The organism is Amycolatopsis speibonae (genome assembly GCF_042647925.1).
GTDB classification, from domain to species: Bacteria; Actinomycetota; Actinomycetes; order Mycobacteriales; family Pseudonocardiaceae; genus Amycolatopsis; species Amycolatopsis speibonae.
In genome coordinates this window covers 1-22,395 of the sequence record NZ_JBHRWK010000063.1, presented here as the reverse complement: position 1 = coordinate 22,395, position 22,395 = coordinate 1, and the positions used below count along the sequence as shown (strand labels likewise).

Below are 22,395 nucleotides of genomic sequence, written 5' to 3'. Positions count from 1 at the left end.
GTCCTCCGGTTAAATGATCGCGAAGTCCCTGACATGTGAGGAGATCTCGTGCGGAGAGCTAGAAGACTGGGGGCCTTGGCCGTTTCGCTGTTGGCAGCGACCACGGCACTGGGCAGCCCGGCGTTGGCCGACACCGTGCAGTCGTTCCACACCCCGCTCGACCCCGCTTCGGTGCGGGAGTCGGTGCGGTACCTGGTCGAGAGCTACCGGGTGAACGAACAGGAGGCGTTACGCCGCCTGGAGTTGCAGACCGATGGCGTCAAGCTGGACGAGCTGCTGCGCCGCGATCGAGGCGCCGAGTACGGCGGCATGTGGCTCGATCAGGATAAGGGCCAGCTGGTCGTGGCCATGACCAAGCCCGCGGCGGCCGAGCCGTATCTCAAGGCGATGCCCGGCCGTTCCGATGTTCGCACGCAGCGGGTCGATCACTCGTTGCAGCAGCTGACGGCGGCGAAGGAACGCGTCGCAGCGAAGGTCGGCGCAGGACCGGAAGCGGTCTACCTGCCCGCGGTGAGTGAGTCCGAGAACCGCGTCGTGCTGTGGGAACGTGCCTGGGTGGCGCGGGAGAAGGCGGCCGTGCGCGCCGCCGGCGACGTCGTGACCGCCGAAGTGAACACCGCTCGCAAGGCCGCGGCGGCGGAATCCGGTGTGGTGGTCTCCCGCGTGCTGGCGAATCCGAACGCGCTGTCCACGCCGAACGTGGACCTGGGTTTCTGCCATCCGCTCTACTGCACGAACTACGGCCCGATGCGCGGCGGCCTCCGGCTCGACATGAAGCGGGACGACGGCACCTGGGGCGGTTGCACCAGCGCCTTCAACCTGCGGTCCACCGGCGGCGGTTTCCCCGGCAAGGGCTGGGTTCTGACCGCTGGTCACTGCATGCGGACGAAGACCAACAACACGCCGACACAGCACAACGGCAACGAGGTGCTGCAGCAGCACGGTATCGAGAAGAGCTCGTACCCGTACGACTACGCGGCTCTTCCGTACGTCAACGACGCGGCGTCCACGAAATGGCTCGAAGGCCAGACCGGTCGCAACCGGGTGCTGAAGTACTGCCGCAACGGTGGCATGGACAGCAACGGTGACACCCCGTGCGGCCGGCAGGCCACTTCGGTCGACGAGTCCATCACCAGTGCGCACAAGCTCGCCGACATCAAGGCGGGCTGGGTCGTCTGCGCTTCCGGGACGGCATCGAGCGCGGTGAACTACCCCGATTCCGTCGACAGTGGCGCGGGCGCCGGCTACCTCGTCGGGACCCGCTGTGGCCGGGTCCTGTCCACGGACGTCGGCATCAACACCGACCTGTGCGCCCGTCCGGGCGACAGCGGCGGACCGCTGTTCAGCCAGGCCGATCACGCGGCGCTGGGCATCCTGATCGGCAACCAGCAGTCCCGGTCGGGCCCCTGCCAGGCCGGTGAGCTGAACAACTACGCGCCGATCGAGACGATCACCACCGACCTCAGCGAGCGGATCGCGAGCCAGGGGTCGAAGTTCGCCGTGATCACGACTCCGAACGGCTGATCTCCTGAGTACGTGAAGGCCCCTTCATCGCGCTAGACGCGATGAAGGGCCTTCACGTCAGGTCACTTGGTCAACAAGAGGCCTTCGTAGCGCAACGTGTTGCCCTCGCCGTACACCCGGACCGTCAGCTCCGGCGGTTCCCACGGCGCGAACACCTCGTCCACCGTCCGGGGCGCCGGCCCCAGATCCACGTCCACGGCGAAGGTGTGGGCCACGATGTCGGCCCGGACGACGATGCCGTCCGCGTCGGTCACCTCAAGCCGGCTCACTCCGGAGTCGATCGCTCCCAGCGCTCCCGGCCGCGAACTCCACACCGCGAACCCGCGCTCGGTGACGTCGTTCCCGTACCCGGTGCTCATGATGTTGAACAGCGTGCGCTCTCCCTCCCGGAAGATACACTCCGCCTCGACACCCGAATCGTTGTAGGCCAGCAACCGCCCGTTCGCGGTCCCCGCCCAGAGCCGGGCCCCGGCATGCCACCCGGCATGTGACACCGCCGCCGTCGATCCTTCGATCTCCGCGGCCCGGTAGAGCTCGGTCAAGACCGTCAGCTCCGCTGTCCACTGCTCGACTGCTTCATCCCTTGGTGGGGCCACTACGCGTGTGCCCTCCTCTCTGACTGTCCACAATGGTCATCACCGAGGCTGGCACACGCCGATGTCGATCACATCGGGGTTTTCCCGGAGATCGCTCCGGTCCGCTGCACCGTTCCGTGCAAGCGACGACGAGACGGCCCGGGAACACGGAACGTGAGCGCCCGGATCTTGTGAGCGAGATCGATTGCGCCGAGCAGAGCAATCTCGTGGTTTTCCCGTCATGGGATTTCCCGTCGCACGTCGCGGTTTCGCCGGGGCAAGCCCGGCGGAACTCCGACGCAGAGGGGTAAGGCTGATGACCGCGCAGCGCACGATCACGGAGGAGATCGGCGAAATCGGTGTCTGGCTGATGGGCGAGTTCGGTGGCCGTGTGCCCGCGGCCGTGATCAGCCGGGTGCTCAACGCGAGCCGGCGAGACCTCGAAGGCCGCATCGACCCTGAAGAACTGGGCGAAATGTTCCACACGCTCTGCCGGTTCCGGCTTCAGCGGATCGTGGCCGGAGACCAGCGGATCACGGTCAAGATCCCCAACGCCCGTCTCGCGTGACTGTTCGCGACCGTCACCGCGCCGGGACGGTGACGGTCTTGAGCTCCACGTACTGCGCGAGGCCGGCGGCACCGTATTCGCGGCCGAGGCCGCTGGCCTTGAATCCGCCGAAGGGACCGTCGAAGCCGATCGGCGCCCCGTTGACGGTGACCGTCCCGGTGCGCATCCGCCGTGCGACGGCGAGCGCGTGACTTTCGTCGGCCGACCACACGCCGCCGGACAGCCCGTACTCCGAGTCGTTGGCGATGCGGACAGCGTCGCCCTCGTCGTCGTAGGGAATGACGACGAGGACCGGCCCGAAGATCTCCTCCTGGGCGATGCGCATCGTGCTGTCGACATCGGCGAACAACGTCGGCGTGACGTAATTGCCCTTGTCCAGTCCTTCCGGGACTTCGGAGCCTCCGGTGACCACGCGCGCGCCCTCGGCGATGCCGATCTCGATGTAGTCCCGTACTCGCTGCTGCTGGCCGGGCCGCACCATCGGGCCGATGAAGGTCTTCTCGTCGGCCGGGTCTCCGACGACGAGGGACTCCATCATTTCCTTGAGTCCGGCGACGACCTCTTCATAGCGGCTCCACGGTGCGAGGATCCGCGTCTGCGCGATGCACGCCTCGCCGTTGTTGAGCAGCGACCCGAACTTCAGCCCGGCGATCACGTCCGCCAGGACGGCGTCGGACAGGATCACGGCTGCGGATTTGCCACCGAGTTCCAGGCTGACCCGCTTCAGCTGCGCCCCCGCCAGCGACGCGATCCGGCGGCCGGCGGCGGTCGAACCGGTGAACGCGATCTTGTCGACGCCGGGGTGCTTCACCAGGTACTCGCTGGTCTCCCTGTCCGCGGGAAGCACGCTGATCGCCCCGGACGGCAACCCGGACTCCGCCAGCAGGTCCGCGAGCAGGCTCATGCTGAGCGAGTTCTCCGGTGAGACCTTGAGGACGACCGTGTTCCCCGCGAGCAGCGCCGGGATGATCTTGGCCAGCGACGCCGAGAACGGCGAGTTCCACGGGATGATCGCGGCGACCACGCCGATCGGTTCCCGGCGCACGATCGAGCGGAACGGCGCGGACGGGTCCGAAGGCGCGAGCGTCTCTTCCCACGCGAATTCCTCGGCCGCCTTCAGATACGAAACGGCCAGACGTCCCACGCCGGGCTGCCCGGCCCGCGTGAACCAGAGGGCCGAGCCGTTCTCGGCCGAGATCACCGCGGCGATCTCATCCGCACGGGCCTCCCTCAACGCGTTCAGCCGCCGAAGCACCGCGATCCGCTCTTCCGGCGAGGTCCGCGGCCACGGTCCCTCGTCGAAAGCGGTCCTGGCCGCGGCGACGGCGCCGTCGACGTCGGCGGGGAGCGCCTGGACGACGCGGCCCAGAACCGACTGGTCGTGCGGGGACACGATGTCCAGTCGCGCCGGATCGCTCGGTGTCGTCCACTCGCCTCCGATGAAGAGCTTGTCGTTCGTGATCATCGCTCCGCCCTCTAAATGTCACATTAACGTAGCACTTATGGCGGTTAACGACACAGGCGCGTGATACATTCCCGACCATGAGAGCTGATGCGGCGCGCAATCTCGAAGCCGTCCTGACCACGGGCGCGCGAATGCTCGCTCACGACCCCTCGGCCAGCATCAGCGCGATCGCCGCCGAAGCCGGTGTCGACAGGCGCACCGTCTATCGGCGCTTCGACTCCCGCGAAGACCTCTTGGCGGCCATCTACGACTCCCGGCTGGCCGCTGTCGAGGACGTCGTCCGCGCGGCCCGCTTCACCGAGACGGCGGTCCCCGTGGCCTTGCACCGCTACGTCGAAGGCATCATCGAGGTCAACCGCGCCTGGCCGGTCGAGCTGACCCGGATGCGCGCCGAACCATCCATCCAGGAACGCCGAAGCCGGCTCACCGCCGAAGTGGACACGTTCCTGCGGCGCGCCACGGACGAGGGATTCCTTCGCGCGGACCTCCCGGACGGCTGGGCGAGCCGTCTGCTGGTCCAGCTCCTCCACCTCGCCTCGCGGGAGGAAATGGACGCTCCGCGCGCCGCCGACCTGCTCGTCGGCACCTTCCTGAGCGGAGTGGGCGTCCACTAAGAACTTCGTCACCCCGCGCCCTCCATGGAGCGGCGATGTCACTCAGGGTGTGCGAGGGTGACGTCATGGCCGCTTCGCGCAGACGATTCCCCGTGTCCTGGACCACCGTCATGCCGATCCTCGCCATCGTCGTCCTGGTGCTGAGCTGGGGCCGCGACCTGGGCCCGATACCGGTCGCCATCGTCGCGATCGCCCTCGGCGGGACCGTGCTGGCCGCGGTGCACCACGCCGAAGTGGTCGCGCATCGCGTCGGGGAACCCTTCGGTTCACTGGTGCTGGCGATCGCTGTCACGGTCATCGAGGTCGCCCTGATCGTGACGATGATGTCCTCCGGCGGACCCGAAGCCGGGACCCTGGCCAGGGACACGGTGTTCGCCGCGGTGATGATCACCATGAATGGCATCGCGGGCATTTCGCTCATGGTCGGCGCGCGGCGCTACGGCGAGACACACTTCAACCCGGAAGGCAGCGGCGGCGCTCTCGCCACCGTGGCGACACTCGCGTCCGTCACCCTCGTGCTGCCGACGTTCACCACCAGCACTCCCGGGCCCGCCTTCAACAGCACGCAGCTCACCTTCGCCGCCGTCGCCTCGCTGCTGCTCTACGGCCTATTCGTGCTCACACAGACCGTCCGTCACCGCGACTTCTTCCTTCCTGTCGACAGCGACGGCTCCGTCAAGGAGGAGGAACACGCCGAACCGCCGACCCGCAAGGCGGCGCTGACCAGCCTCGGGCTGCTGCTGGTGGCCCTGGTCGCGGTCGTCGGCCTGGCGAAGGTCGAATCACCCGCGATCGAAGCGGGGGTCAGCGCGGCAGGCTTCCCGCAGTCGTTCGTCGGTGTCGTGATCGCCCTGCTGGTACTGCTGCCGGAAACCCTGGCCGCGACGCGGGCCGCGCGGCGCGACCGGATGCAGACCAGCCTCAACCTCGCCTACGGTTCGGCGATCGCGAGCATCGGGCTCACCATCCCGACCATCGCGCTGGCGTCGATCTGGCTGGACGGGCCGCTGCTGCTGGGCCTCGGCGCGACCCACATCGTGTTGCTCGCGCTGACGATCGCGGTCAGTGTGCTCACGGTCGTCCCCGGCCGGGCGACCCGGCTGCAGGGCGGCGTTCACCTGGTGCTGCTGGCCTCGTTCCTGGTACTCGCCATCAACCCGTGACACGAGTCCTCTTCGGACACTGTTCTGTCGGTGGTCACGGGTAATCTCAGCCCCGTGAACGCTCGGGACCGCATCCAAGAACTCGCCGACCAGATCGTCGTCCTTCGCGACGCCTACTACCGGGGCTCGCCGAAAGTGGCCGACGCCGACTACGACGCGATCGAAGACGAGTTGCGGGGGCTCATCGAGGCCAACCCGGAGCTGACTCCGGACCCGAACCCGCTCGATCAGGTCGGCGCGCCCGCAGTCCTGCACGCGCCCATTCGGCACTCACGCCCGATGCTGTCGCTGGAGAAGGCGACCAAACCCGAACAGGTCGCGGCGTTCTTCACCCGCTTCCCCGGGCAATCGGTGGTCGTCATGCCGAAGCTGGACGGCCTGTCGCTGGCCCTGGTCTACGAAAACGGGCGGCTCGCCAGGGCGGTCACCCGCGGCGACGGGACCACCGGCGACGACGTGACCATGCTGGTGCGGGCGTTGACCGACGGCGTCCCGGACAAGGTCGACGCGCCCGGCCGGGTCGAGGTCCGCGGCGAGGCCGTCATGCTCCGGTCCACCTTCGCCGCGTACAACAAGGCCCACCCGGACAAACCGCTGATCAACCCGCGTAACGCCGCCGCCGGGACCCTGCGCGCCAAGGATCCGGCCACCGTCGCCGAACGGCGCCTCCAGTTCTTCGCCTTCGATCTCTCCACGGAGCCCGACAGCGCGGAGACCGATCTCGACGGCGCGCTGCGGACGCTCGGGTTCGCCGCCGCCGACATGCGGCACTGTGAAGACGCGGAGGCGGCGCAGGCAGTTATCACGACCATCGAGCAGCAGCGCAACGATCTCGATTACGACCTCGACGGTGCGGTGCTGCGCCTGGCGGATCGCGACGCCTACGCCGCCGCCGGAACCCGGTCCAGCTCCCCGCGCGGCGCGCTGGCGTTCAAGTTCGCCGCCGAGGAGAAGACCACCGTGCTCGCCGACGTGGTCTGGGATGTCGGCAAGACCGGCAAGATCGCCCCTGTCGCGTGGCTGGAGCCGGTGTTCGTCGGCGGGACCACGGTCACCCGGGCGACGCTGGCCAACCAGGAGGTCATCCGCGCCCGCGGCATCAAGATCGGTGACACCGTGCTGGTGCGCCGCGCCGGCGACGTGATCCCGTTCGTGGCGGGTGTCCTCGACGCCGCCAAACGCACCGGCGAGGAGCGGGAGATCGTGCCGCCGTCGGTGTGCCCGTCGTGCGAAGAGCCCTTGACCGAACAGGGCAACAGCCGCGAACTGTTCTGCACCAACGTCGCCTGCCCCGCCCAGACCGTCCGGCGGCTGATCCACTGGGCTTCCCGCGCGGCCGCGGACATCGACGCGATCGGCGGCGTCTGGATCGAGCGGCTCGCCGAGGCCGGGATTCTCGAGCACCCGTCGGACTTCTACCGGCTCACCAAGGAAACGCTGCTGGAGTTCGACCGCATCGGCGACATCTCCGCCACTCGCATGATCGAGTCGATCGACGCGAGCCGTGGCGTCGGCCTGCGCCGGGCGCTGATCGGCCTGGCGATCCCGATGGCCTCCGAGGGCACCGCCGCACGGTTGTGCCGCGCGGGTTTCGGCTCGCTGGAGGACGTCGCCGACGCGGGCGAGGAGGGGCTCGTCGCCGTGGAGGACATCGGCCCGAAGGTCGCCGCGTCCCTGATCGAGCACCTCACCCGGCTGCGGCCCGAGCTCGAGCGGCTGCGGGAGGTCGGTGTCTCGCTGGACGTGCGTGAAGAGGATCTGCCGCCGGTCGTCGCGGCCGGTGCGCCACTGGAAGGCAAGACGGTCGTGGTCACCGGTTCGATCAGCGACCCCCGCTCCGGCGAGAAGGTGCCGCGCCCGACCTTCCAGCGGCTGTGCGAAAGGGCGGGCGCGGCCATCGCGTCGTCGGTTTCGGCGAACACCGACCTGTTGATCACCGGCGCCGACGTCGGCGCGAGCAAGCTCACCAAGGCCGAGAAGCTCGAAGTCGAGGTCGTGGACCAAGGCGTGATCTGGGGCCAGTTGATCGAAGCGGGTGTCGTCTAGCGCCGGGCCTCGTGAGTGGTACGTACGGTTCTAACCGTCTTTACCACTCACGAGCTTGTACCGCGGGCTCGTCGAGTGCCATTCGAACCCACCGCCCATCCATCCCCGCAGTCCGCGTAGAAACCGTTGCAGCTCAAGGGAAGGCACCGCGCTCAGTTTGTCGTGCGCCGCCTGGAAGTCCTGGACGACGTCGTTGTGCAATTCGACGGTGATCGCCGTGGCCTCTTCGATCGAGCACTTCCGGTCGTCGGCGATCAGCAGGACCGCGTTGCACGGCGGCGACTCGTCCTCCAGATCCTTGGCGACCGAATGCACGTCGTTGACGAGCACGGCGGCAGTGCCCGCTTGGATCGCCGCCTCGCGGACCCGCGGGTCGTAGTAAAGGTTCGACGTCAGTTCGTAGCCACCGAGGACGTCGATCAACGTCATCGAGGTGTAGAAGCTGTCGTGCTGCCGGGCCGCGAGGTACTCCCACGCCGGCGGGTATTTCCCGCTGTGGCGCCATGCCGCGTACGCGGTCCAGCTCACGAACATCGCGAACGTCGAATAGCAGACGCGGTTGACCTGCGCGGCTGTCCCGTTCTGCCGCAGGTAGTCCGTCCCGGAGTTCAGGGCCACCAGAACCCTGTCATTCCGCAACGTTTCGTCGAGATCGCGGCTGAATTCGCCCAACGACGGCACCGGATCCATGGCCGCCATCGCCAGCGCCAGCTTCGGCGGCAGTTCCGCCGGCACAGCGCCGAGTGAGGTGTCGTCGGCGTAGAGGTCGTCGGCTGCCCACCAGGCGGCGTTGAGCTTCGCGGAGATCAGCAGCTTGTCGGGGTCTTCGCAGTCCGGGTGGGCGAGCATGACCAGCCTGCCGAAGCCCGCCTTCCCGATCTGCTCGCACTCCCCTTCGTCGAACCCGCACTCCCCCGCCCACGCGATCAGCCGACGGTCGACCTCGTCACCGAGCGGATCGTTGATCCGTTCGGCGACGGGGACGTACAGCGGCGGCGCCGATCCGTCACCCCACGGCCGGTACGCGTACGCGGGGTCGAGGGCGGGAGCCTCCGGCGGCGGAATTTCCTCCACCGCCGGAGGAACAGCGGTCAGCCGTGCCGCCAGCCGGGCCGCGGACGTGCCCAGTCCGCTCGGACCGGCCAGCAGAGTGGCCAGCGCACCGTTTTCCGTCATCACTTCACTCCGGTGGTCTCGCGGGATCAGACGCGGTCCGCGGCGATGAGGAGGTAGTGGAAGCTGCCTTCGCGGTAGGCGTCGAGGAACGGCTTCTCGACCCCTGTCGCCACCGACGACTTCGCCCGCAGTTCCCAGTACGGGATCGTGTCCGCGGTCAGGTCCACCACCGAGATCGGCACCAGGTCGTTCGCCGTCATCGCCTTGAAGTACTGGCTGCGCGGATGGATGTTGCAGGTGTAGTGCTGGTCGATCTGCGCGACGGCCTTGGACCGGCCACCGGTCACGTCGTTGTAGCACCCGGTGATGGTGACGTAGCGGCCGCCGAACTCCAGCTGCCGCGCGTGCTCGGCGAAGAGCTCGTGGAGGTCCACGTACATGGTGCTTTCGTTGTTCCAGATCGCCTTGCGCGAGCCGGTTTCGAAGCCGGTGTCGAGCATGTTGCGGAAGTGGTAGCGCACCCGGTCGGCGACGCCCCTGATGTCCGCCTGGTGATTGGCGAACTCGACCTGCTTCTCCGAGATCGAGATCCCGTCGACGTGGCAACCGAAGCGCGCGTTGGCCATGATGCTGGAACCGCCGCGCCCGCAGCCGGCGTCGAGGAGCCGGTCGTCCGGTTTGACGTCGCCGAGATGGTCGAGCAGGACGTCCGCCTGCGCTGTCTCCAGGCGGTGCATTTCGGCGATGATCCGCTCGTCCCGGGTGTCTTCGGGGCCCTCCAACACCGACCAGTCGACCTCGCCCACCCCGTAGTGGTGGTGGTAGAGCCCGTCCACGTCGCCCAGTCGCAGGTTGACCGGATCCTTCTCCTTGTTCCAGTACGACGCCACCGACTTCTGGTATTCGGTGCGCAGAACCTTGGCGGGAGCGGGAGTACGGGCGATCGTCACGTGTGTGGTCCTTTCTGGAGCCCTGTTGTTCGTGGTGGTTGCGGGGCGGGGGGTCAACGCGCGACCTCGACGTTCTCCAGGACACCGAGTGCGTCGGGCACGAGCACGGCGGCCGAGTAGTAGGTACTCACCAGATAGGTGGCGACAGCCTGCTCGGTGATCCCTTCGAAGCGCACGTTCAGGCCCGGCTCGTATTCGTCGGGCAGGCCGGTCTGGTGCAGCCCGATCACGCCGTTGTCCTCCAACCCGGTCCGCATGGCGAGGATCGAGGACGTGCCGTTTTCGGTGATCGGGATCTTGTCGCAGGGCAGCAGCGGGACCCCGCGCCACGCGGCGACCACCTTGCCGTCGACCGTGGTGCCTTCCGGATACAGGCTGCGGCGCGTGCATTCCCTGCCGAAAGCGGCGATCGCGCGCGGATGCGCGAGGAAGAACTTCGTCTTGCGGCGACGGCTGACCAGTTCGTCCATGTCGTCGGGTGTCGGCGGGCCCGACCGGGTCTGGAACCGCGACTTGAGGTCGGCGTTGTGCAGCAGCCCGAACTCGCGGTTGTTGATCAGGTCGTGTTCCTGCCGCTCACGCAGCGCCGACACGGTCAGCCGGAGCTGCTCGTCGAACTGGTTCATCGGCCCGTTGTAAAGATCGGTCACCCGCGTGTGCACCCGCAGCGCCGTCTGCGCGACGGCCAGATCGTACTCGCGCGGCGAGATCTCGTAGTCGACGAACGTGCCCGGCAGCAGCGGCTCACCGTCGTGCCCGGACGACATCCCGATCTCGGACTCGCCCTTGGCGTTCTGCGGCTTTCCCTTGTGTGCCAGCATGTCCTGCACGTGACGGCGCATCGCCTCGGACCGGCCGTTGAGGTCGGCGAAGTCGTCGGCGCGCAGGGTCAGCACGATGACCGGGGTGACCGCCTTGACGGTGAACGGCCAGTTCCGGTCGATACCGGCGAGCATTTCGTCACCGAAGTGGTCGCCGTCGGCCATGCTGCCGATGGTGGCTTCGGCGCCGTACTCGCCTGGCGCCACCTTGGCGACCTTGCCGTGCGCGACCAGCACGACCTCGTCGAGCGGGGAGCCGTGGCTGACGATGGTCTCACCGGGCTGATACTCGTGCTGGACGAACCGGTCGGCGAGCGCGGTGAGCGTGTCTTCGTCGTCGAAACCCCGCAGCAGCGCCAGTTCCGCGAGTTCCTGCGGGACGACCCGGACCTCGGTGCCGACATTGGTGAAGCTCACCCGCCCATCGCCGATGGTGTAGGTCAGCCGCCGGTTGACCCGGAAGGTGCCACCGGTCGCCTCGACCCAGGGCAGCATCTTCAGCAGCCAGCGCGGCGTGATGCTCTGCATCTGCGGCGGCGTCTTGGTGGTCGTCGCCAGGTTCCGCGCGGCCGCGGGGCCGAGACTGAGCCGGCGGTCCGCCTCCGGCGTCGTGGCGGTCATCCTTCGCGGCCGAGTTCGGCGGCTTCGAGCACGGCCAGCGCGTCCGGCACGAGCACGGCGGCGGAATAGTACGTGCTGACGAGGTAGGAGATGATGGCCTGCTCCGAGATCCCCATGAAGCGGACGTTCAGCCCGGGCTCGTACTCGTCCGGCAGGCCGATCTGACGCAGGCCGACCACGCCCTGGTTCTTTTCTCCGGTGCGCATCAGGAGTACGGAGCTGGTGCTGGTCTGGCTCACCGGGATCTTGTTGCACGGCAGGATCGGGACGCCGCGCCAGGACGGCACCTTGTGCCCGCCGAGGTCGGTGCCGGTCGGGTAGATGCCACGTTTGCTGCACTCGCGGCTGAACGCGGCGATCGTGCGCGGATGCGCGAGGAAGAAGCCGGGTTCCTTCCACACCAGGGCGAGCAGGTCGTCGAAGTCGTCCGGGGTGGGCGGGCCGGTGCGCGTCGCGATGCGCTGGGTGAAGTCGGCGTTGTGGAGCAGGCCGAAGTCCGTGTTGTTGATCATCTCGTGCTCTTGCCGCTCGCGTAGCGCCTCGATGGTCAGGCGGAGCTGCTGCTCGGTCTGGTCCATCGGCTGGTTGTAGAGGTCGGACACGCGACTGTGGACCCGCAGCACGGTCTGGGCGACGCTCAGTTCGTATTCCCGAGGCGAGGTCTCGTAGTCGACGAACGTGCCCGGCAGCAGCGGCTCGCCGTCGTGCCCGGAGGAGATGTCGATCTCGGCCTCACCGAAATCGTTGGCGCGCCCGGAGTCCTGCGACGTCTGTTCGATCTGCGCCTGCAGCGATTCCGACTGCTCCAGTACGCGTTCGAAGGCCTGGCGGGTCAGGGTGAGCACGGTGCAGGCGGTGGCCGCCTTGGCGGTGAACTCCCAGATGCCGTCGTCGGCGACGAGTGCCTGCGCACCGAAGTAGTCGCCGTCCTTGACCACGCCCAGCGCGGTCTCGTCACCGTAAGGACCGGGGCCGGTCTTGGTGATCTTGCCGTGCGCGATGAGGTAGACCCGGTCGGCGCGGTGCCCGAATTCGACGAGGACGTCGCCCGCCGCCACTTCCTGCTGTTCGAAGCGGCGCGCGAGTTCGGCGAGTACCTCTTCGTCGTCGTAACCCTTGAGCGGTTTCAGTTCTCCCAGTTCCGCCGGGATCACGCTCACTTCGGTGCCCGCCTTCGAGAACGTCACCCGTCCGTCTCCGACGGCGTAATTGAGCCGCCGGTTGACCCGATAGGCGCCACCGTTGACCTGAACCCAATCGAGCATCTTCAGCAGCCAGCGGGACGAAATGCCCTGCATCTGCGGAACGGATTTCGTCGTGGTCGCGAGGTTGCGCGCGGCGGCCCGGCCCAAACTCAGCTGCGGATTTTCCGACCCCTGGACACCTTCGGCGGAAGTGCCCGATTCGGTCACGGTCACAGCAAGGTCCACCCTTCGATAGTCACGTGAACAAACAAGATCCACAAACCGCGGCGTGCCGGTCATGCCCCGATGTGCGGCCCCGCAGGGATCAACATAGCAAGGCGTTTTGCCCGCACAAGCGCACTTTCAGGTAATGCAAAAACCCCACCCGAATGCCGCTTTTTCCATTGCATGAGAAAGCGTTCTGCGCCATTACTCGGCGCTTTAATGCCCGCACACAGTCGGTCCAGCGATTGTTCTGAGGTGTTATGCGGGGTCGGCCGAAAACTTCTCGGGGTGCCTGCCATGCGGCCGTTGGAGTGGACGGGCAACCTCCTTTCGGGTCACCTCGGGTGTCCTTGTTCGACGATGGCTTGACAGACCGCTACCGAACGGAGGGTCGCGTCCGGACACTCCGTCGTGTCAGTGGCCCCAGGTGACCGCTTCCCCTCGCTGCGCTCGGCTCATCGTTCAGCCCTTGCTGACATGTCAGCGACGGCTGTACTGTCCTGTCTGTGCTGACATGCGAAACCCAAGGTGCCGCGCTCGCCCGGCTGGGTCGTGCCCTCGCCGACCCGAACCGGTGCCGGATCTTGGTCGCTCTGCTCGATGGAGTGAACTACCCCGGTCAGCTGGCCGGGCAACTCGGCCTGAGCCGCTCCAATGTGTCCAATCACCTCGCCTGCCTGCGGGGCTGCGGATTGGTCGTCGCTACCTACGAAGGCAGGCAGGTCCGCTACGCGCTGGCGGACGCGCATCTGGCTCGCGCGCTGCGGGAACTGGTTCAGGTCGTGCTCGCGGTCGACACCGCCGAGCCCTGTGTGGACGATGCCGGCCTCAAGGTGCTCCGATGAGCGTGGAGAGCGGTTCCTGCGCGGACGGCTGCTGCGCCCCGAAGTCCACGATGGACCCGGATCGCCGCGCCGTGCTGTCACGCCGGGTCCGGCTCCTGGTCGCCGCGACGATCACCTACAACGTCATCGAAGCGGTCGTCGCCATCTTCGCGGGCACCATCGCCTCCTCGACCGCGCTGATCGGCTTCGGCCTCGACTCGGTCATCGAAGTCGCGTCGGCCACGGCCATCGCCTGGCAGTTCTCCGGCAAGGACCCCGAAGCCCGCGAGCGCACCGCGCTCAGGGTCATCGCGGTGTCCTTCTTCGCACTGGCCGCCTATGTCTCCGTCGAATCGGTACGCACCCTGTTCGGCGCCGATCCCGCCGAACACTCCACCGTCGGCATCGTGCTGGCGGCGCTCTCCTTGCTGGTGATGCCTTTCCTGTCCCACGCCCAGCGTCGCGCCGGACGGGAACTCGGCTCCGCGAGCGCTGTCGCCGATTCGAAGCAGACCTTGCTCTGCACCTACCTTTCCGGTGTGCTTCTCGTCGGGTTGCTGCTCAACAGCCTCTTCGGCTGGTACTGGGCCGATCCGCTGGTCGCACTCGTCATCGCCGCCGTCGCGATCAAGGAGGGCCGCGAGGCCTGGCGCGGGGAGCACTGCTGCTGAAAGGAGCGTCATGACCCGGGCAGCGCGATGGAACCGGTACTGGGACGGCAAATCCCAGAGCTACGACCGGGAGATGCAGTTCCTCGACCGGAAGCTCTTCGGTGATTCCCGGGCGTGGGCTTGCGGTCAGGCCACTGGCGACGTCCTCGAGGTCGCCGTCGGCACCGGCCTGAACCTGCCGCTCTATCCCGACGGAGTCACCCTCACCGGAATCGACCTCAGCGACGGGATGCTCGCCATCGCCCGCGGCCGCGCCGAACGCCTCGGCCACCCGGTGACACTGCGGCAGGCCGACGCCCACGACCTGCCCTTCGACAACGGTTCGTTCGACACCGTGGTCTGCACCCTCGGGCTCTGCGCCATCCCCGACGACGGCAAGGCGTTGCGGGAGATGGCCAGGGTGCTGCGGCCTGACGGCAGGCTCATCCTGCTCGACCACATCGCGAGTTCGTCGCGTGTGGTCCGCGGCCTGCAATGGCTCACCGAGAAGGTCACCGTGCCGATGGCGGGCGAGCATTTCCTCCGGCGCCCGCTCGACAAGATCGGCGACCTCGGGCTGACCGTGGAACACCGGGAGCGGTTCAAACTCGGTCTGGTGGAACGGCTCGTCGCCCGCAAGTGAACGGTGTCATCGGAATTTCATCGACGCCGCCGATCCTGGTGACGTGACCTCTCCTCAGCAGCCACCGATCTGGCAGCAACACCCCGTCGCGCCGCCGAAGAAGGTCCCGAAGACGAGCCTGATCTTCGGTGTCGCGGCCGTCGCGCTCATCGTGAGTGTCGGCGGGATCGCGGTGACCGTGGCGCTCGCCACCGGTGGCGGCGCCGAAGCCGATTCCGACGTGTTCTCCGCACAGCCCGGGGATTGCCTCTCCGCTGACGAGAACGCCAAGAGCGACAGCGAGTTCAGCAGCAGCGCCGTCCGGGTCCACTGTTCGGACGAGGCGGCCGATTACACGGTGATCGCGCACCTTCGGTCCGAAGTCGCCGCGGACTGCAAAGTCGTGACCGGCCATGAGCACGGCAACCCGGTCGTCTACGACCTCGGACCGGGGGCGGCCAGGGAACTCTGCCTCAGCCCGAAGAGCTGACGGCTTGCCGTTGGGCGGCGTCCCAGGCCGCCTCGATCATCCGGAAGATCTCGTCCACCGCGGCCTCCGGATCAGCCGCCTCCCGGCCCAGCGAATAGGCGTCGATCACGAACCTCGCGATCGTCCGGCAGGCCATCGCGGACTGCGGCAGTCCGGGATCGGCGGCGATGGCCGCCGCCAGCGACTCCGCGTGGCGCAGCCTCATCGAGTCTTCGTACTCCCGCAGCACGGGCGATCCGTCGATCATGCGCCAGATCGGGGCGACGCCGTCCGCCGTGCAATGCCGCACCATCGCGTGGATCTCACGACGCAGCGCGGGGATGAGCGGCTCGTGCGGAGCCCTTTCGGCGACCGCCCGCGTGAGACCTTGCTCGAAGTTCGCGTCTTGCCCGAACACCAAGGCTTCTTTCGAAGCGAAGTGGGAGAAGAGCGTGGTGACGGCGACGTCGGCCTCCGCGGCCACCTCACGGATGCCCACCTCGTCGTACCCGCGTTCCAGGAAGAGCCGCAGGGCGGTGTCGGCGATCTTCTGGCGGGTCGCGGCCTTCTTCCGCTCGCGACGTCCGGTCGGCACGGTCATGCGGAGACGCTAGCAGATGCAAAACAACAACAGTTCCAAAACGCTAACCGTTAGTGCTACGGTGGATCGCATGAAGCAAGTGATCTTCACCGAGTTCGGCGGTCCGGAAGTCCTGCAGCTGGTCGACGCCGAAGACCCCCACGCGGGGCCTGGTCAGGTGCGCATCGCGGTGCGCGCGGCCGGAGTGAACCCTGTCGACTGGCGGGTCCGCGAAGGCCAGGTCCTGGGCGCCCATCCGACCGCGCTGCCGTCCGGCGTGGGCATCGACGCCGCCGGGGTGGTGGACGAGGTCGGTGAGGGCGTCACCGATGTCGAGGTCGGCGACCGGGTGTTCGGCGAGGGGTCGAGCACCTATGCCGAGTTCGCGGTGCTGACGGCCTGGGCCCGGATGCCCGAGGGACTGACGTTCGAGGAGGCGGCCGGCTACCCCTCCGTGGTCGAGACCGCACTGCGCCTCATCCGCGAAGTCGGTGCGCGACCCGGCCGGACATTGCTGGTCAGCGGCGCGTCCGGCGGAGTCGGATCGGCGGTACTGCAGATCGCCCGCGAACGCGGCATCACGGTGATCGGCACGGCGGGCTACGCGAACCAGGACTACCTGCGTGGTCTGGGCGCGATCGCCACGACCTACGGCGAGGGCTGGGTGGATCGGGTCCGGCAGCTCGGCCAGGTCGACGCGGCTCTCGACCTGGCGGGGTCAGGCGTGATCGGCGAACTGGTCGAGCTGACCGGGGACCCGGACAAGGTGATCTCCATCGCCGATCTCGGCGCCCCCGAGTTCGGCGTCCGGTTCTCCGGTGTCGCCGGGAGCGTGCCGGACGCGCTGGCCGAGGCCGTCGACCTCATCTCGCGAGGAAAGCTGCACATCCCGGTCGAGAAGTCCTACTCGCTCACCGACGCCGCGGCGGCGCACGCCGACAGTCACGCCGGGCACACCCGCGGACGCCGGGTCATCGTCGTCTGAGCCGGTTCAGGCGGTGGTCGCGGGAAGGATCACGACACCGTCGTCATCGGAGTAGAGCGTGTCGCCGGGAGTGAAGGTCACTCCCCCGAAACCGACCGGGACGTCGACAGCGCCGACGCCCGCCTTGGAACTCTTGCGCGGGTTGGTGCCGAGCGCCTTCACGCCGAGCGGGAGTCCGGCGAGCTCGGCGCTGTCGCGTACCGCGCCGTGGACGACCACACCCGCCCAGCCGTTGTCGACGGCGGATTTCGCGATCATGTCGCCGGTGAGCGCGCTGTGCAGGGAACCGCCGCCGTCGACCACCAGGACGCAGCCTTCTCCTGGGGTGGCCAGCAGCTTCTTGACCAGGCCGTTGTCCTCGTGGCAGGAGACCGTCCGGATCGGGCCCGAGAACTTCCGGTGCCCGCCGAACTGGCGGAACTGGGTGTCGCAGACGCGTAACCGGTCGCCGTGTTCGTCGACGAGATCGGCGGTGGTGAAGGAATCGATCACGGCGACCGAGTGTAGGTGGCGATCAGCCGGTTTCGCGCCTGCTCGATGAGATCCGCCACACGCCGGGCGTCGGGGATCGCCCGCAGTTCCAGTACCGGCGGCGCCCACGCGCCGCGAAGTTCGTTGGCCCTGACCCGCGAGCGGCCCCAGGCGCTGCCATAGGTGACCGTGCCGACGCCCGTCTCGTTCACCTTCACCGAAGGCGAGTGCTGGAGATACTGGAACCAGACCCACCGGAATTCCGCACCGGTCCGCCAGTTCGTGACGAAGATGATCCGCTGGGTGGTGACCAGGTACGAGAGGGCGAGTTCCCTCGATCGCCGGTCGGTCATGCGCTGATAGAGAAAGACCAGGAAGCCGGCGAACAAACCGACGAACGGGGCCCAGGCCGGCCCACTGTCCCAAAGGATGGAGAGGACGACGATCGCCCCGACCACCTCGATCATCTGTGTGTACTCCGGAAACCACCTTCGCGGGCGCTGTGGCGCTCCGGTCCACAACACTTCTTCGCCTTCTTGCAACGGATACGCGTGCATCGAACCCTCCCCGGATCTTCACCGGGAGTACGTCCGCCCAGTCCTCTACGTTGCCTCGGGCGGGAACACCGTTTCCAGCACGTGGGTGAGGATGGCGGCGGGATCCGACGCGGGGGCGACCGTCTGACGCAGGGCGAGCCCGATCCCCAAGGCACCCAGCATGACGACGGCCTGATCCAGCGGCATCGCGGGCTCGAGGCCCAGACGCCGGGAGTGCTCGGCGAGCAGGGCCACCACCTCGTCGTCGTGACGTCGCTGGATGGCGGCGATCAGGGCGGCGGTTTCCGGCTGCTGCGCCGTCGCGGCGAGCACTTCCGCGGCCGCCGCGCTCCACTTCGCCGCGTCCTTGTCCGCCACGTCGGCGGGATTCAGCGCCGCGATCACCTCTTCGCGGCCGGCAGCCCGGGCGATAGCTTCCCGTAAACCCTGGAGATGACCGTCCGCGTCGGCCTCGATGATCGCGAGCCACAGCCCTTCCTTGCCGCCGAAGTGCTTGTAGACGGCGCCACGGGTGTAGCCGGCGTCGGCCGCGATCTCTTCGACCGTCGCCGCCAGGAAACCGCGCCGCAGGAAGACCTGACGCCCGGCGTCGAGCAGGTGGTCGTGGGTGCGTTGCTGCTGCTCGGCCCGCGTCAGCCTGATCATCGCCCGCCCCTTCGGCAGCCCTTTTCAGTAACAGTACGTTTCTGGAAACACGATGTTACTGTATCGTCCTTGGCATGGAATTCCTGGCACCCGTGGCGGCGTTTCTCAGCCTTCCCCTCTTCCTGGCCGGGTTCGCTTGGTACGCCGCGCGAGCCCGCAGCCGCGGCGTGAGCCAATCCTTGCTGGCGCCGATCGAGGAGATCTGGGATCCGATCTCGCACAAGACCAACATCGAGATCCAGATCGAAGCCGAACGAAGCCCGGAGACACCCTCGCCGGGCGACCCTCCCGAGCCTTTTTGGCGGTTGCGATGACCGGCCGCACGGCGGTCGTCACGGGCGCCAACAGCGGACTCGGGTACGAGACCTGCCGGGCACTGGCGACTCGCGGCGTTTCCGTCGTCATGGCTTCGCGCGACGAGCGCAGGGGCCTGGCGGCTCGCGATCGGCTACGTGCCGAGGCCACCGGCGAACTCGAGGTGCTGCGGCTGGACCTGGCGGATCTCGAGTCCGTGCGGGAATTCGCCGGCAAGCTCGTCCGTCGTGATGCGCCGATCGACCTGCTGGTCAACAACGCCGGGATCGGGATGGCATCACGTTCCTTGACAGCACAAGGGTTCGAGTCGCACTTCGGGGTCAACCACCTCGGCCATTTCGCGCTCACGGGACGGCTGCTCCCGCTGCTGCGGCGAGGTACCGGCGCCCGGGTGGTGACTGTCAGCTCGGAGGCTTATCGCCACGGGACCATCGACTTCGACGATCTCGACGGCGAGCGGTCGTACCGGCCGCTCAAGGCCTACCGGCAGTCCAAGCTCGCCAACGTCCTTTTCGGATTCGAGCTGGACCGCCTGCTCCGCGCGGACGAAGCACCGGTGGCGAGTTTGGTGGCACATCCCGGCTTCGCTTCGACGAACCTGCCGTCCTCCAGCGCGGGCGGGGTCGGCGGGCTGCTGCTGCGGATCGGCAACGCGCTGGTGGCGCAACCCGCCGAGCGGGGCGCGTCGAGCCAGCTGCACGCGGCGACCGCTCAGGAGGTCGAAGGTGGCCAGTTCTTCGGGCCTGGAGGCCGCACCGGGATGTTCGGCGCTCCGGTGCAGCTCCGGCCCGCCCGCGACGCCACCGACCCGCACACCGCCCGACGGCTGTGGGAGGTCTCCGAAAACCGCACCGGCGTCCGGTACGAGTTCAGTATCCGGCGGTGAAGTGTCTGTCCCGGCCCGGATTCTCGAGTTCGTCCACGATGGCGACGGCGAGATCCTCCGCCGAGATCCGGGACGATCCGTCGGCCGCGGCGAGGATGGTCGTCGTCCCTCGCCGGTAGGCGCCGGTCCGGACGCCGGGTTCGAGTATCGCGGGCGGGCTGAGGTACACGCAGTCGCCTGCGTGCGCCTCGCAGGCTTGGAGCTGTGCAGTGCCGGCCGCGGCGTCGAGCAGGGCGGTGACGGTGGCGGCGACCGTGCCTTCCGCGCCGGGCGCCGGTCTCGTCGCGCCCACGACGGCGTCGACTCCTCCACGCGGGAGCCTGTCATGCCCGGCGCTCCGACAACGGCGATCTTCATCGGACGACACCTTCCTTCTTGGCCTTCGGGGTGATCTGGCCGGCGACGATCGAGGCCAGGGCGAGGGCGAAACCGGCGAGCTGGATCAGGCCGAGCGACTGGCCGAGCAGCGCGGCACCGAGTACCGCGGCGACCATCGGCGAAAGCAGGCCGAGGACGGCGACCGAGGTGACCGGCAAGGACGTGATTCCGCGGAACCACAGGACGTACGCGAGCAGGCCGCCGATCAGGCCGAGCCAGAGGTAGCCGAGTCCCGCGTTCAGGTCGATCGCGGGCGGCGCGCCTTCGAGCAGGAAGGTCACCGGCAACAGGAACAGCCCGCCCGCGGTGAGCTGCCACGAGGCGAACGCCGTCGGTCCGACGTCGGCCGGGCGTCCCCACCGTTTGGTGAGCGTGACGCCGAGCGCCATGGTCGCGGCGCCCCCGAGGCCGGCGAAAACGCCGACGAGGTCGAAACCCGCCGCGGGTCCGATCACGACCAGCCCGACCCCCACGATCCCGACGATCCCCCAGGCGAACCGCCACGCGGACGGGCTCTGCCGCAGCACGGCCACGGCGAGGATCGCGACCAGGAGCGGCTGGGCGGCGCCGAGGGTGGCGGCGACCCCGCCGGGCAGCCGTTCGGCGGCGAGGAACAGCAGGGGGAAGAACATCCCGATGTTGAGGACGCCGAGCGCGGCGGCCTTCAGCCACCAGGTCCCGCGCGGGAGGGTGCGGGTGATGGCCAGCGCGATCAGGCCCGCGGGCAGGGCACGCATGAGCCCGGCGAACAGCGGATGCCCCGGCGGGAGGAGTTCGGTGGTGACCACATAGGTCGTTCCCCAGACCACGGGAGCGAACGCGGTCAGCGCGGTACCTGCCAGTCCGGCGGCGAGCGGTGTGGTCGTCAGTGCTTTCACGCTTCTCAGCTTCGGCGCTGAGGATCGATGAGTCCAACACATGTTTGTCACTTGATCCATCTTGATCCAAGATGGATCCATGGAGCTTCAGCAAATGCGGTACGTCGTGGCGGTGGCGGAGACGAACAGTTTCACGCGCGCCGCGGAACGGTGTCTCGTCGTGCAGTCGGCGCTGAGCCACCAGATCGCGCGGCTGGAACGGGAACTCGGCGCCCGGCTGTTCGAGCGCACGAGCCGTCGGGTGCGGCTCACCGCCGCGGGCGAGGCTTTTCTGCCCGCGGCCCGCCAATGTCTCGACGCCGCCGAACGGGCGGGTTCGGAGGTCGCCGCGGCCGTCGGCGAGATCCGCGGGCGGCTCACCGTCGGCGTCATCCCGACCGTCGCGGCGGTCGACGTACCGGCCGCGCTGCAGACGTTCCGCCACCGGTACCCGCACGTCCGGATCGGGCTGCGGGTCGGGGCGAGCGGACTCCTGGTGGAGCAGATCAAGGACGGTGCGATCGAGGTCGCGTTCCTCGGCCTGCCGGTGTCCGACCGGCCGGAGGGCGTCGGTACCCGGGAACTGGGGCGTGACGATCTGATCGCCGTCGTCGCGCCCGGTCATCCACTCGCCGGAGAGTCCTCGGTGGACTTGAAGCGGCTTTCGTCGGAGGTGTTCGTGGACTTCCCTGTCGGGTCGGCGGGACGAGCCCAGACGGATCAGGCCTTCGCCGCGGCGAAGGTGTCGCGGGAGGTGGCCTTCGAGGTGACGGCCGCCGACTTCATGGCGCGGCTCATCCACCAGGGCCTGGGGGTGGCGCTGCTGCCGTCGAAGTACGTGCCGAACCTGACCGGCGTGGTCACCGTGCCGGTGACGGACGCGCCCGCGCGGATCGAACACCTCGTCTGGAACCGGTTCACGGTCACTCCGGCGGCGAAGGCCTTCCTGGAGATACTGGGTGTCGTGAGTGGTGAGGACGGTTATTTTTGAGGGGTAAGGCAAAGGTGTCATGCCGGAGTCGGCGGGGGCTTCGGTGCGGGTGGTCGTGAGTGGCAAGTGTCGTTCTAACCCCACTTACCACTCACGACCACCCCGACCGACACGACACCTCTGCCTTACCCCTCAATAGAACGAACCGTACGTGCCTGCCTGGCACTGACCTGGGCGAAGGTTACAACTTGGAGTGTTCCCGCTTTTGTGGACGCGGGTTTAGGCCGCGATTTCGTTGATGTTTCTGTATCCTAGCTCGTATTCTTGGGGTGTCAAGTATCCGAGCGTTGAGT

25 protein-coding genes are annotated in these 22,395 nt (G+C 68.0%); 13 read left to right on the top strand and 12 right to left on the bottom strand.

The features are described from left to right. Positions 1-75 precede the first annotated feature (75 nt). Positions 76-1,524 (top strand): trypsin-like serine protease, encoded by a 1,449-nt coding sequence (locus ACFOSH_RS33505; RefSeq protein ID WP_378243838.1) that lies wholly within the window; start codon positions 76-78, stop codon positions 1,522-1,524. Positions 1,525-1,586: 62 nt separating this feature from the next. Here ACFOSH_RS33505 and ACFOSH_RS33500 read toward each other — a convergent pair whose 3' ends face one another. Then, entirely contained in the window at positions 1,587-2,066 is a 480-nt protein-coding gene (locus ACFOSH_RS33500) for a hypothetical protein (protein ID WP_378243836.1), read from the bottom strand. 349 nt (positions 2,067-2,415) lie between these two features. Here ACFOSH_RS33500 and ACFOSH_RS33495 point away from each other — a divergent pair, with 349 nt between their 5' ends. Beyond that, the gene (locus tag ACFOSH_RS33495) at positions 2,416-2,667 is read left to right on the top strand and encodes a hypothetical protein (RefSeq protein WP_378243834.1); all 252 of its coding nucleotides are present in this window, start codon (positions 2,416-2,418) and stop codon (positions 2,665-2,667) included. A 13-nt stretch (positions 2,668-2,680) separates the two neighbouring features. On the opposite strand, the gene ACFOSH_RS33490 is transcribed toward ACFOSH_RS33495, so the two are convergent. Beyond that, complete coding sequence (locus ACFOSH_RS33490; protein ID WP_378243832.1) at positions 2,681-4,132, bottom strand: aldehyde dehydrogenase; 1,452 nt, start codon at positions 4,130-4,132, stop codon at positions 2,681-2,683. A gap of 77 nt (positions 4,133-4,209) precedes the next feature. Between ACFOSH_RS33490 and ACFOSH_RS33485 the strand changes: the two genes are divergently transcribed. The 3 genes from ACFOSH_RS33485 to ligA all read left to right on the top strand — a co-directional run bounded on the left by ACFOSH_RS33485 (position 4,210) and on the right by ligA (position 7,955). Next, positions 4,210-4,746, top strand: coding sequence for a TetR/AcrR family transcriptional regulator (locus tag ACFOSH_RS33485; RefSeq protein WP_378243830.1), 537 nt, complete (start codon positions 4,210-4,212; stop codon positions 4,744-4,746). Between the two features lie 65 nt (positions 4,747-4,811). Continuing rightward, complete coding sequence (locus tag ACFOSH_RS33480) at positions 4,812-5,909, top strand: calcium:proton antiporter (RefSeq protein ID WP_378243866.1); 1,098 nt, start codon at positions 4,812-4,814, stop codon at positions 5,907-5,909. A 54-nt stretch (positions 5,910-5,963) separates the two neighbouring features. After that, entirely contained in the window at positions 5,964-7,955 is a 1,992-nt protein-coding gene (gene ligA, locus ACFOSH_RS33475; protein WP_378243828.1) for an NAD-dependent DNA ligase LigA, read from the top strand. A gap of 30 nt (positions 7,956-7,985) precedes the next feature. On the opposite strand, the gene ACFOSH_RS33470 is transcribed toward ligA, so the two are convergent. The 4 genes from ACFOSH_RS33470 to ACFOSH_RS33455 are packed head-to-tail and all read right to left on the bottom strand — an operon-like array spanning position 7,986 to position 12,881. Continuing rightward, on the bottom strand, positions 7,986-9,131 hold the full coding sequence (locus ACFOSH_RS33470; RefSeq protein ID WP_378243826.1) for a family 2 encapsulin nanocompartment cargo protein terpene cyclase: 1,146 nt from the start codon (positions 9,129-9,131) through the stop codon (positions 7,986-7,988). A 26-nt stretch (positions 9,132-9,157) separates the two neighbouring features. Then, positions 9,158-10,021: a geranyl diphosphate 2-C-methyltransferase gene (locus ACFOSH_RS33465; protein ID WP_378243824.1), complete on the bottom strand. Its 864-nt coding sequence runs from the start codon at positions 10,019-10,021 to the stop codon at positions 9,158-9,160. A gap of 53 nt (positions 10,022-10,074) precedes the next feature. Next, complete coding sequence (locus ACFOSH_RS33460; RefSeq protein ID WP_378243822.1) at positions 10,075-11,463, bottom strand: family 2B encapsulin nanocompartment shell protein; 1,389 nt, start codon at positions 11,461-11,463, stop codon at positions 10,075-10,077. Then, on the bottom strand, positions 11,460-12,881 hold the full coding sequence (locus tag ACFOSH_RS33455; RefSeq protein ID WP_378243820.1) for a family 2B encapsulin nanocompartment shell protein: 1,422 nt from the start codon (positions 12,879-12,881) through the stop codon (positions 11,460-11,462). Before ACFOSH_RS33455 ends, ACFOSH_RS33460 begins: the two co-directional genes overlap by 4 nt. Positions 12,882-13,378: 497 nt before the next feature. Between ACFOSH_RS33455 and cmtR the strand changes: the two genes are divergently transcribed. From cmtR to ACFOSH_RS33435, 4 genes are read left to right on the top strand one after another with little or no spacing between them, the layout of a single operon-like run. Continuing rightward, the gene (gene cmtR / locus ACFOSH_RS33450; RefSeq protein ID WP_378243818.1) at positions 13,379-13,717 is read left to right on the top strand and encodes a Cd(II)/Pb(II)-sensing metalloregulatory transcriptional regulator CmtR; all 339 of its coding nucleotides are present in this window, start codon (positions 13,379-13,381) and stop codon (positions 13,715-13,717) included. Continuing rightward, positions 13,714-14,367 (top strand): cation transporter, encoded by a 654-nt coding sequence (locus ACFOSH_RS33445; protein WP_378243816.1) that lies wholly within the window; start codon positions 13,714-13,716, stop codon positions 14,365-14,367. Before cmtR ends, ACFOSH_RS33445 begins: the two co-directional genes overlap by 4 nt. A 10-nt stretch (positions 14,368-14,377) precedes the next feature. Beyond that, positions 14,378-14,989, top strand: coding sequence for a class I SAM-dependent methyltransferase (locus ACFOSH_RS33440; protein WP_378243814.1), 612 nt, complete (start codon positions 14,378-14,380; stop codon positions 14,987-14,989). A 43-nt stretch (positions 14,990-15,032) separates the two neighbouring features. After that, positions 15,033-15,458 (top strand): hypothetical protein, encoded by a 426-nt coding sequence (locus tag ACFOSH_RS33435; RefSeq protein ID WP_378243812.1) that lies wholly within the window; start codon positions 15,033-15,035, stop codon positions 15,456-15,458. Here the strand turns inward: ACFOSH_RS33435 and ACFOSH_RS33430 are convergent. Beyond that, positions 15,442-16,038, bottom strand: coding sequence for a TetR/AcrR family transcriptional regulator (locus tag ACFOSH_RS33430; protein ID WP_378243810.1), 597 nt, complete (start codon positions 16,036-16,038; stop codon positions 15,442-15,444). The genes ACFOSH_RS33435 and ACFOSH_RS33430 overlap by 17 nt on opposite strands. A gap of 70 nt (positions 16,039-16,108) precedes the next feature. On the opposite strand from ACFOSH_RS33430, the gene ACFOSH_RS33425 reads away from it, so the two are divergent. Continuing rightward, on the top strand, positions 16,109-17,002 hold the full coding sequence (locus ACFOSH_RS33425) for an NADP-dependent oxidoreductase (protein WP_378243808.1): 894 nt from the start codon (positions 16,109-16,111) through the stop codon (positions 17,000-17,002). A gap of 6 nt (positions 17,003-17,008) precedes the next feature. On the opposite strand, the gene rraA is transcribed toward ACFOSH_RS33425, so the two are convergent. The 3 genes from rraA to ACFOSH_RS33410 all read right to left on the bottom strand — a co-directional run bounded on the left by rraA (position 17,009) and on the right by ACFOSH_RS33410 (position 18,675). After that, entirely contained in the window at positions 17,009-17,494 is a 486-nt protein-coding gene (gene rraA / locus ACFOSH_RS33420) for a ribonuclease E activity regulator RraA (RefSeq protein ID WP_378243806.1), read from the bottom strand. Beyond that, positions 17,491-17,940 carry a hypothetical protein gene (locus tag ACFOSH_RS33415; RefSeq protein WP_378243804.1) on the bottom strand — a complete coding sequence of 150 codons (450 nt, stop codon included), beginning with the start codon at positions 17,938-17,940 and terminating at the stop codon, positions 17,491-17,493. The genes rraA and ACFOSH_RS33415 overlap by 4 nt, the downstream gene beginning before the upstream one ends. 135 nt (positions 17,941-18,075) lie before the next feature. Continuing rightward, entirely contained in the window at positions 18,076-18,675 is a 600-nt protein-coding gene (locus tag ACFOSH_RS33410; RefSeq protein WP_378243803.1) for a TetR/AcrR family transcriptional regulator, read from the bottom strand. 74 nt (positions 18,676-18,749) lie between these two features. Here ACFOSH_RS33410 and ACFOSH_RS33405 point away from each other — a divergent pair, with 74 nt between their 5' ends. Both ACFOSH_RS33405 and ACFOSH_RS33400 read left to right on the top strand, forming a co-directional pair. Further along, positions 18,750-18,989 carry a hypothetical protein gene (locus tag ACFOSH_RS33405; RefSeq protein ID WP_378243801.1) on the top strand — a complete coding sequence of 80 codons (240 nt, stop codon included), beginning with the start codon at positions 18,750-18,752 and terminating at the stop codon, positions 18,987-18,989. Beyond that, complete coding sequence (locus tag ACFOSH_RS33400; RefSeq protein WP_378243799.1) at positions 18,986-19,876, top strand: oxidoreductase; 891 nt, start codon at positions 18,986-18,988, stop codon at positions 19,874-19,876. The genes ACFOSH_RS33405 and ACFOSH_RS33400 overlap by 4 nt, the downstream gene beginning before the upstream one ends. Here ACFOSH_RS33400 and ACFOSH_RS33395 read toward each other — a convergent pair. Both ACFOSH_RS33395 and ACFOSH_RS33390 read right to left on the bottom strand, forming a co-directional pair. Beyond that, positions 19,860-20,168 (bottom strand): hypothetical protein, encoded by a 309-nt coding sequence (locus ACFOSH_RS33395; protein ID WP_378243797.1) that lies wholly within the window; start codon positions 20,166-20,168, stop codon positions 19,860-19,862. The two genes, ACFOSH_RS33400 and ACFOSH_RS33395, sit on opposite strands and share 17 nt — an antisense overlap. A 61-nt stretch (positions 20,169-20,229) precedes the next feature. Further along, positions 20,230-21,132: an EamA family transporter gene (locus tag ACFOSH_RS33390; protein ID WP_378243795.1), complete on the bottom strand. Its 903-nt coding sequence runs from the start codon at positions 21,130-21,132 to the stop codon at positions 20,230-20,232. Positions 21,133-21,211: 79 nt separating this feature from the next. Between ACFOSH_RS33390 and ACFOSH_RS33385 the strand changes: the two genes are divergently transcribed. Continuing rightward, a complete protein-coding gene (locus ACFOSH_RS33385; protein ID WP_378243793.1) occupies positions 21,212-22,102 on the top strand; it encodes a LysR family transcriptional regulator in 891 nt (296 codons plus the stop codon). Positions 22,103-22,395: the final 293 nt, after the last annotated feature.

Excerpts from the sequence above, each read along its gene's own strand:
- ACFOSH_RS33490 (WP_378243832.1), bottom strand. The coding sequence starts at position 4,132 with ATGATCACGAACGACAAGCTCTTCATCGGAGGCGAGTGGACGACACCG.
- ACFOSH_RS33445 (WP_378243816.1), top strand. The coding sequence starts at position 13,714 with ATGAGCGTGGAGAGCGGTTCCTGCGCGGACGGCTGCTGCGCCCCGAAG.
- ACFOSH_RS33415 (WP_378243804.1), bottom strand. The coding sequence starts at position 17,940 with ATGATCGAGGTGGTCGGGGCGATCGTCGTCCTCTCCATCCTTTGGGAC.
- ACFOSH_RS33430 (WP_378243810.1), bottom strand. The coding sequence starts at position 16,038 with ATGACCGTGCCGACCGGACGTCGCGAGCGGAAGAAGGCCGCGACCCGC.
- ACFOSH_RS33460 (WP_378243822.1), bottom strand. The coding sequence starts at position 11,463 with ATGACCGCCACGACGCCGGAGGCGGACCGCCGGCTCAGTCTCGGCCCC.
- ACFOSH_RS33440 (WP_378243814.1), top strand. The coding sequence starts at position 14,378 with ATGACCCGGGCAGCGCGATGGAACCGGTACTGGGACGGCAAATCCCAG.
- ACFOSH_RS33495 (WP_378243834.1), top strand. The coding sequence starts at position 2,416 with ATGACCGCGCAGCGCACGATCACGGAGGAGATCGGCGAAATCGGTGTC.
- ACFOSH_RS33400 (WP_378243799.1), top strand. The coding sequence starts at position 18,986 with ATGACCGGCCGCACGGCGGTCGTCACGGGCGCCAACAGCGGACTCGGG.
- ACFOSH_RS33405 (WP_378243801.1), top strand. The coding sequence starts at position 18,750 with ATGGAATTCCTGGCACCCGTGGCGGCGTTTCTCAGCCTTCCCCTCTTC.
- ACFOSH_RS33425 (WP_378243808.1), top strand. The coding sequence starts at position 16,109 with ATGAAGCAAGTGATCTTCACCGAGTTCGGCGGTCCGGAAGTCCTGCAG.
- ACFOSH_RS33410 (WP_378243803.1), bottom strand. The coding sequence starts at position 18,675 with ATGATCAGGCTGACGCGGGCCGAGCAGCAGCAACGCACCCACGACCAC.
- ACFOSH_RS33385 (WP_378243793.1), top strand. The coding sequence starts at position 21,212 with ATGGAGCTTCAGCAAATGCGGTACGTCGTGGCGGTGGCGGAGACGAAC.
- ACFOSH_RS33485 (WP_378243830.1), top strand. The coding sequence starts at position 4,210 with ATGAGAGCTGATGCGGCGCGCAATCTCGAAGCCGTCCTGACCACGGGC.
- ACFOSH_RS33470 (WP_378243826.1), bottom strand. The coding sequence starts at position 9,131 with ATGACGGAAAACGGTGCGCTGGCCACTCTGCTGGCCGGTCCGAGCGGA.
- ACFOSH_RS33480 (WP_378243866.1), top strand. The coding sequence starts at position 4,812 with ATGGCCGCTTCGCGCAGACGATTCCCCGTGTCCTGGACCACCGTCATG.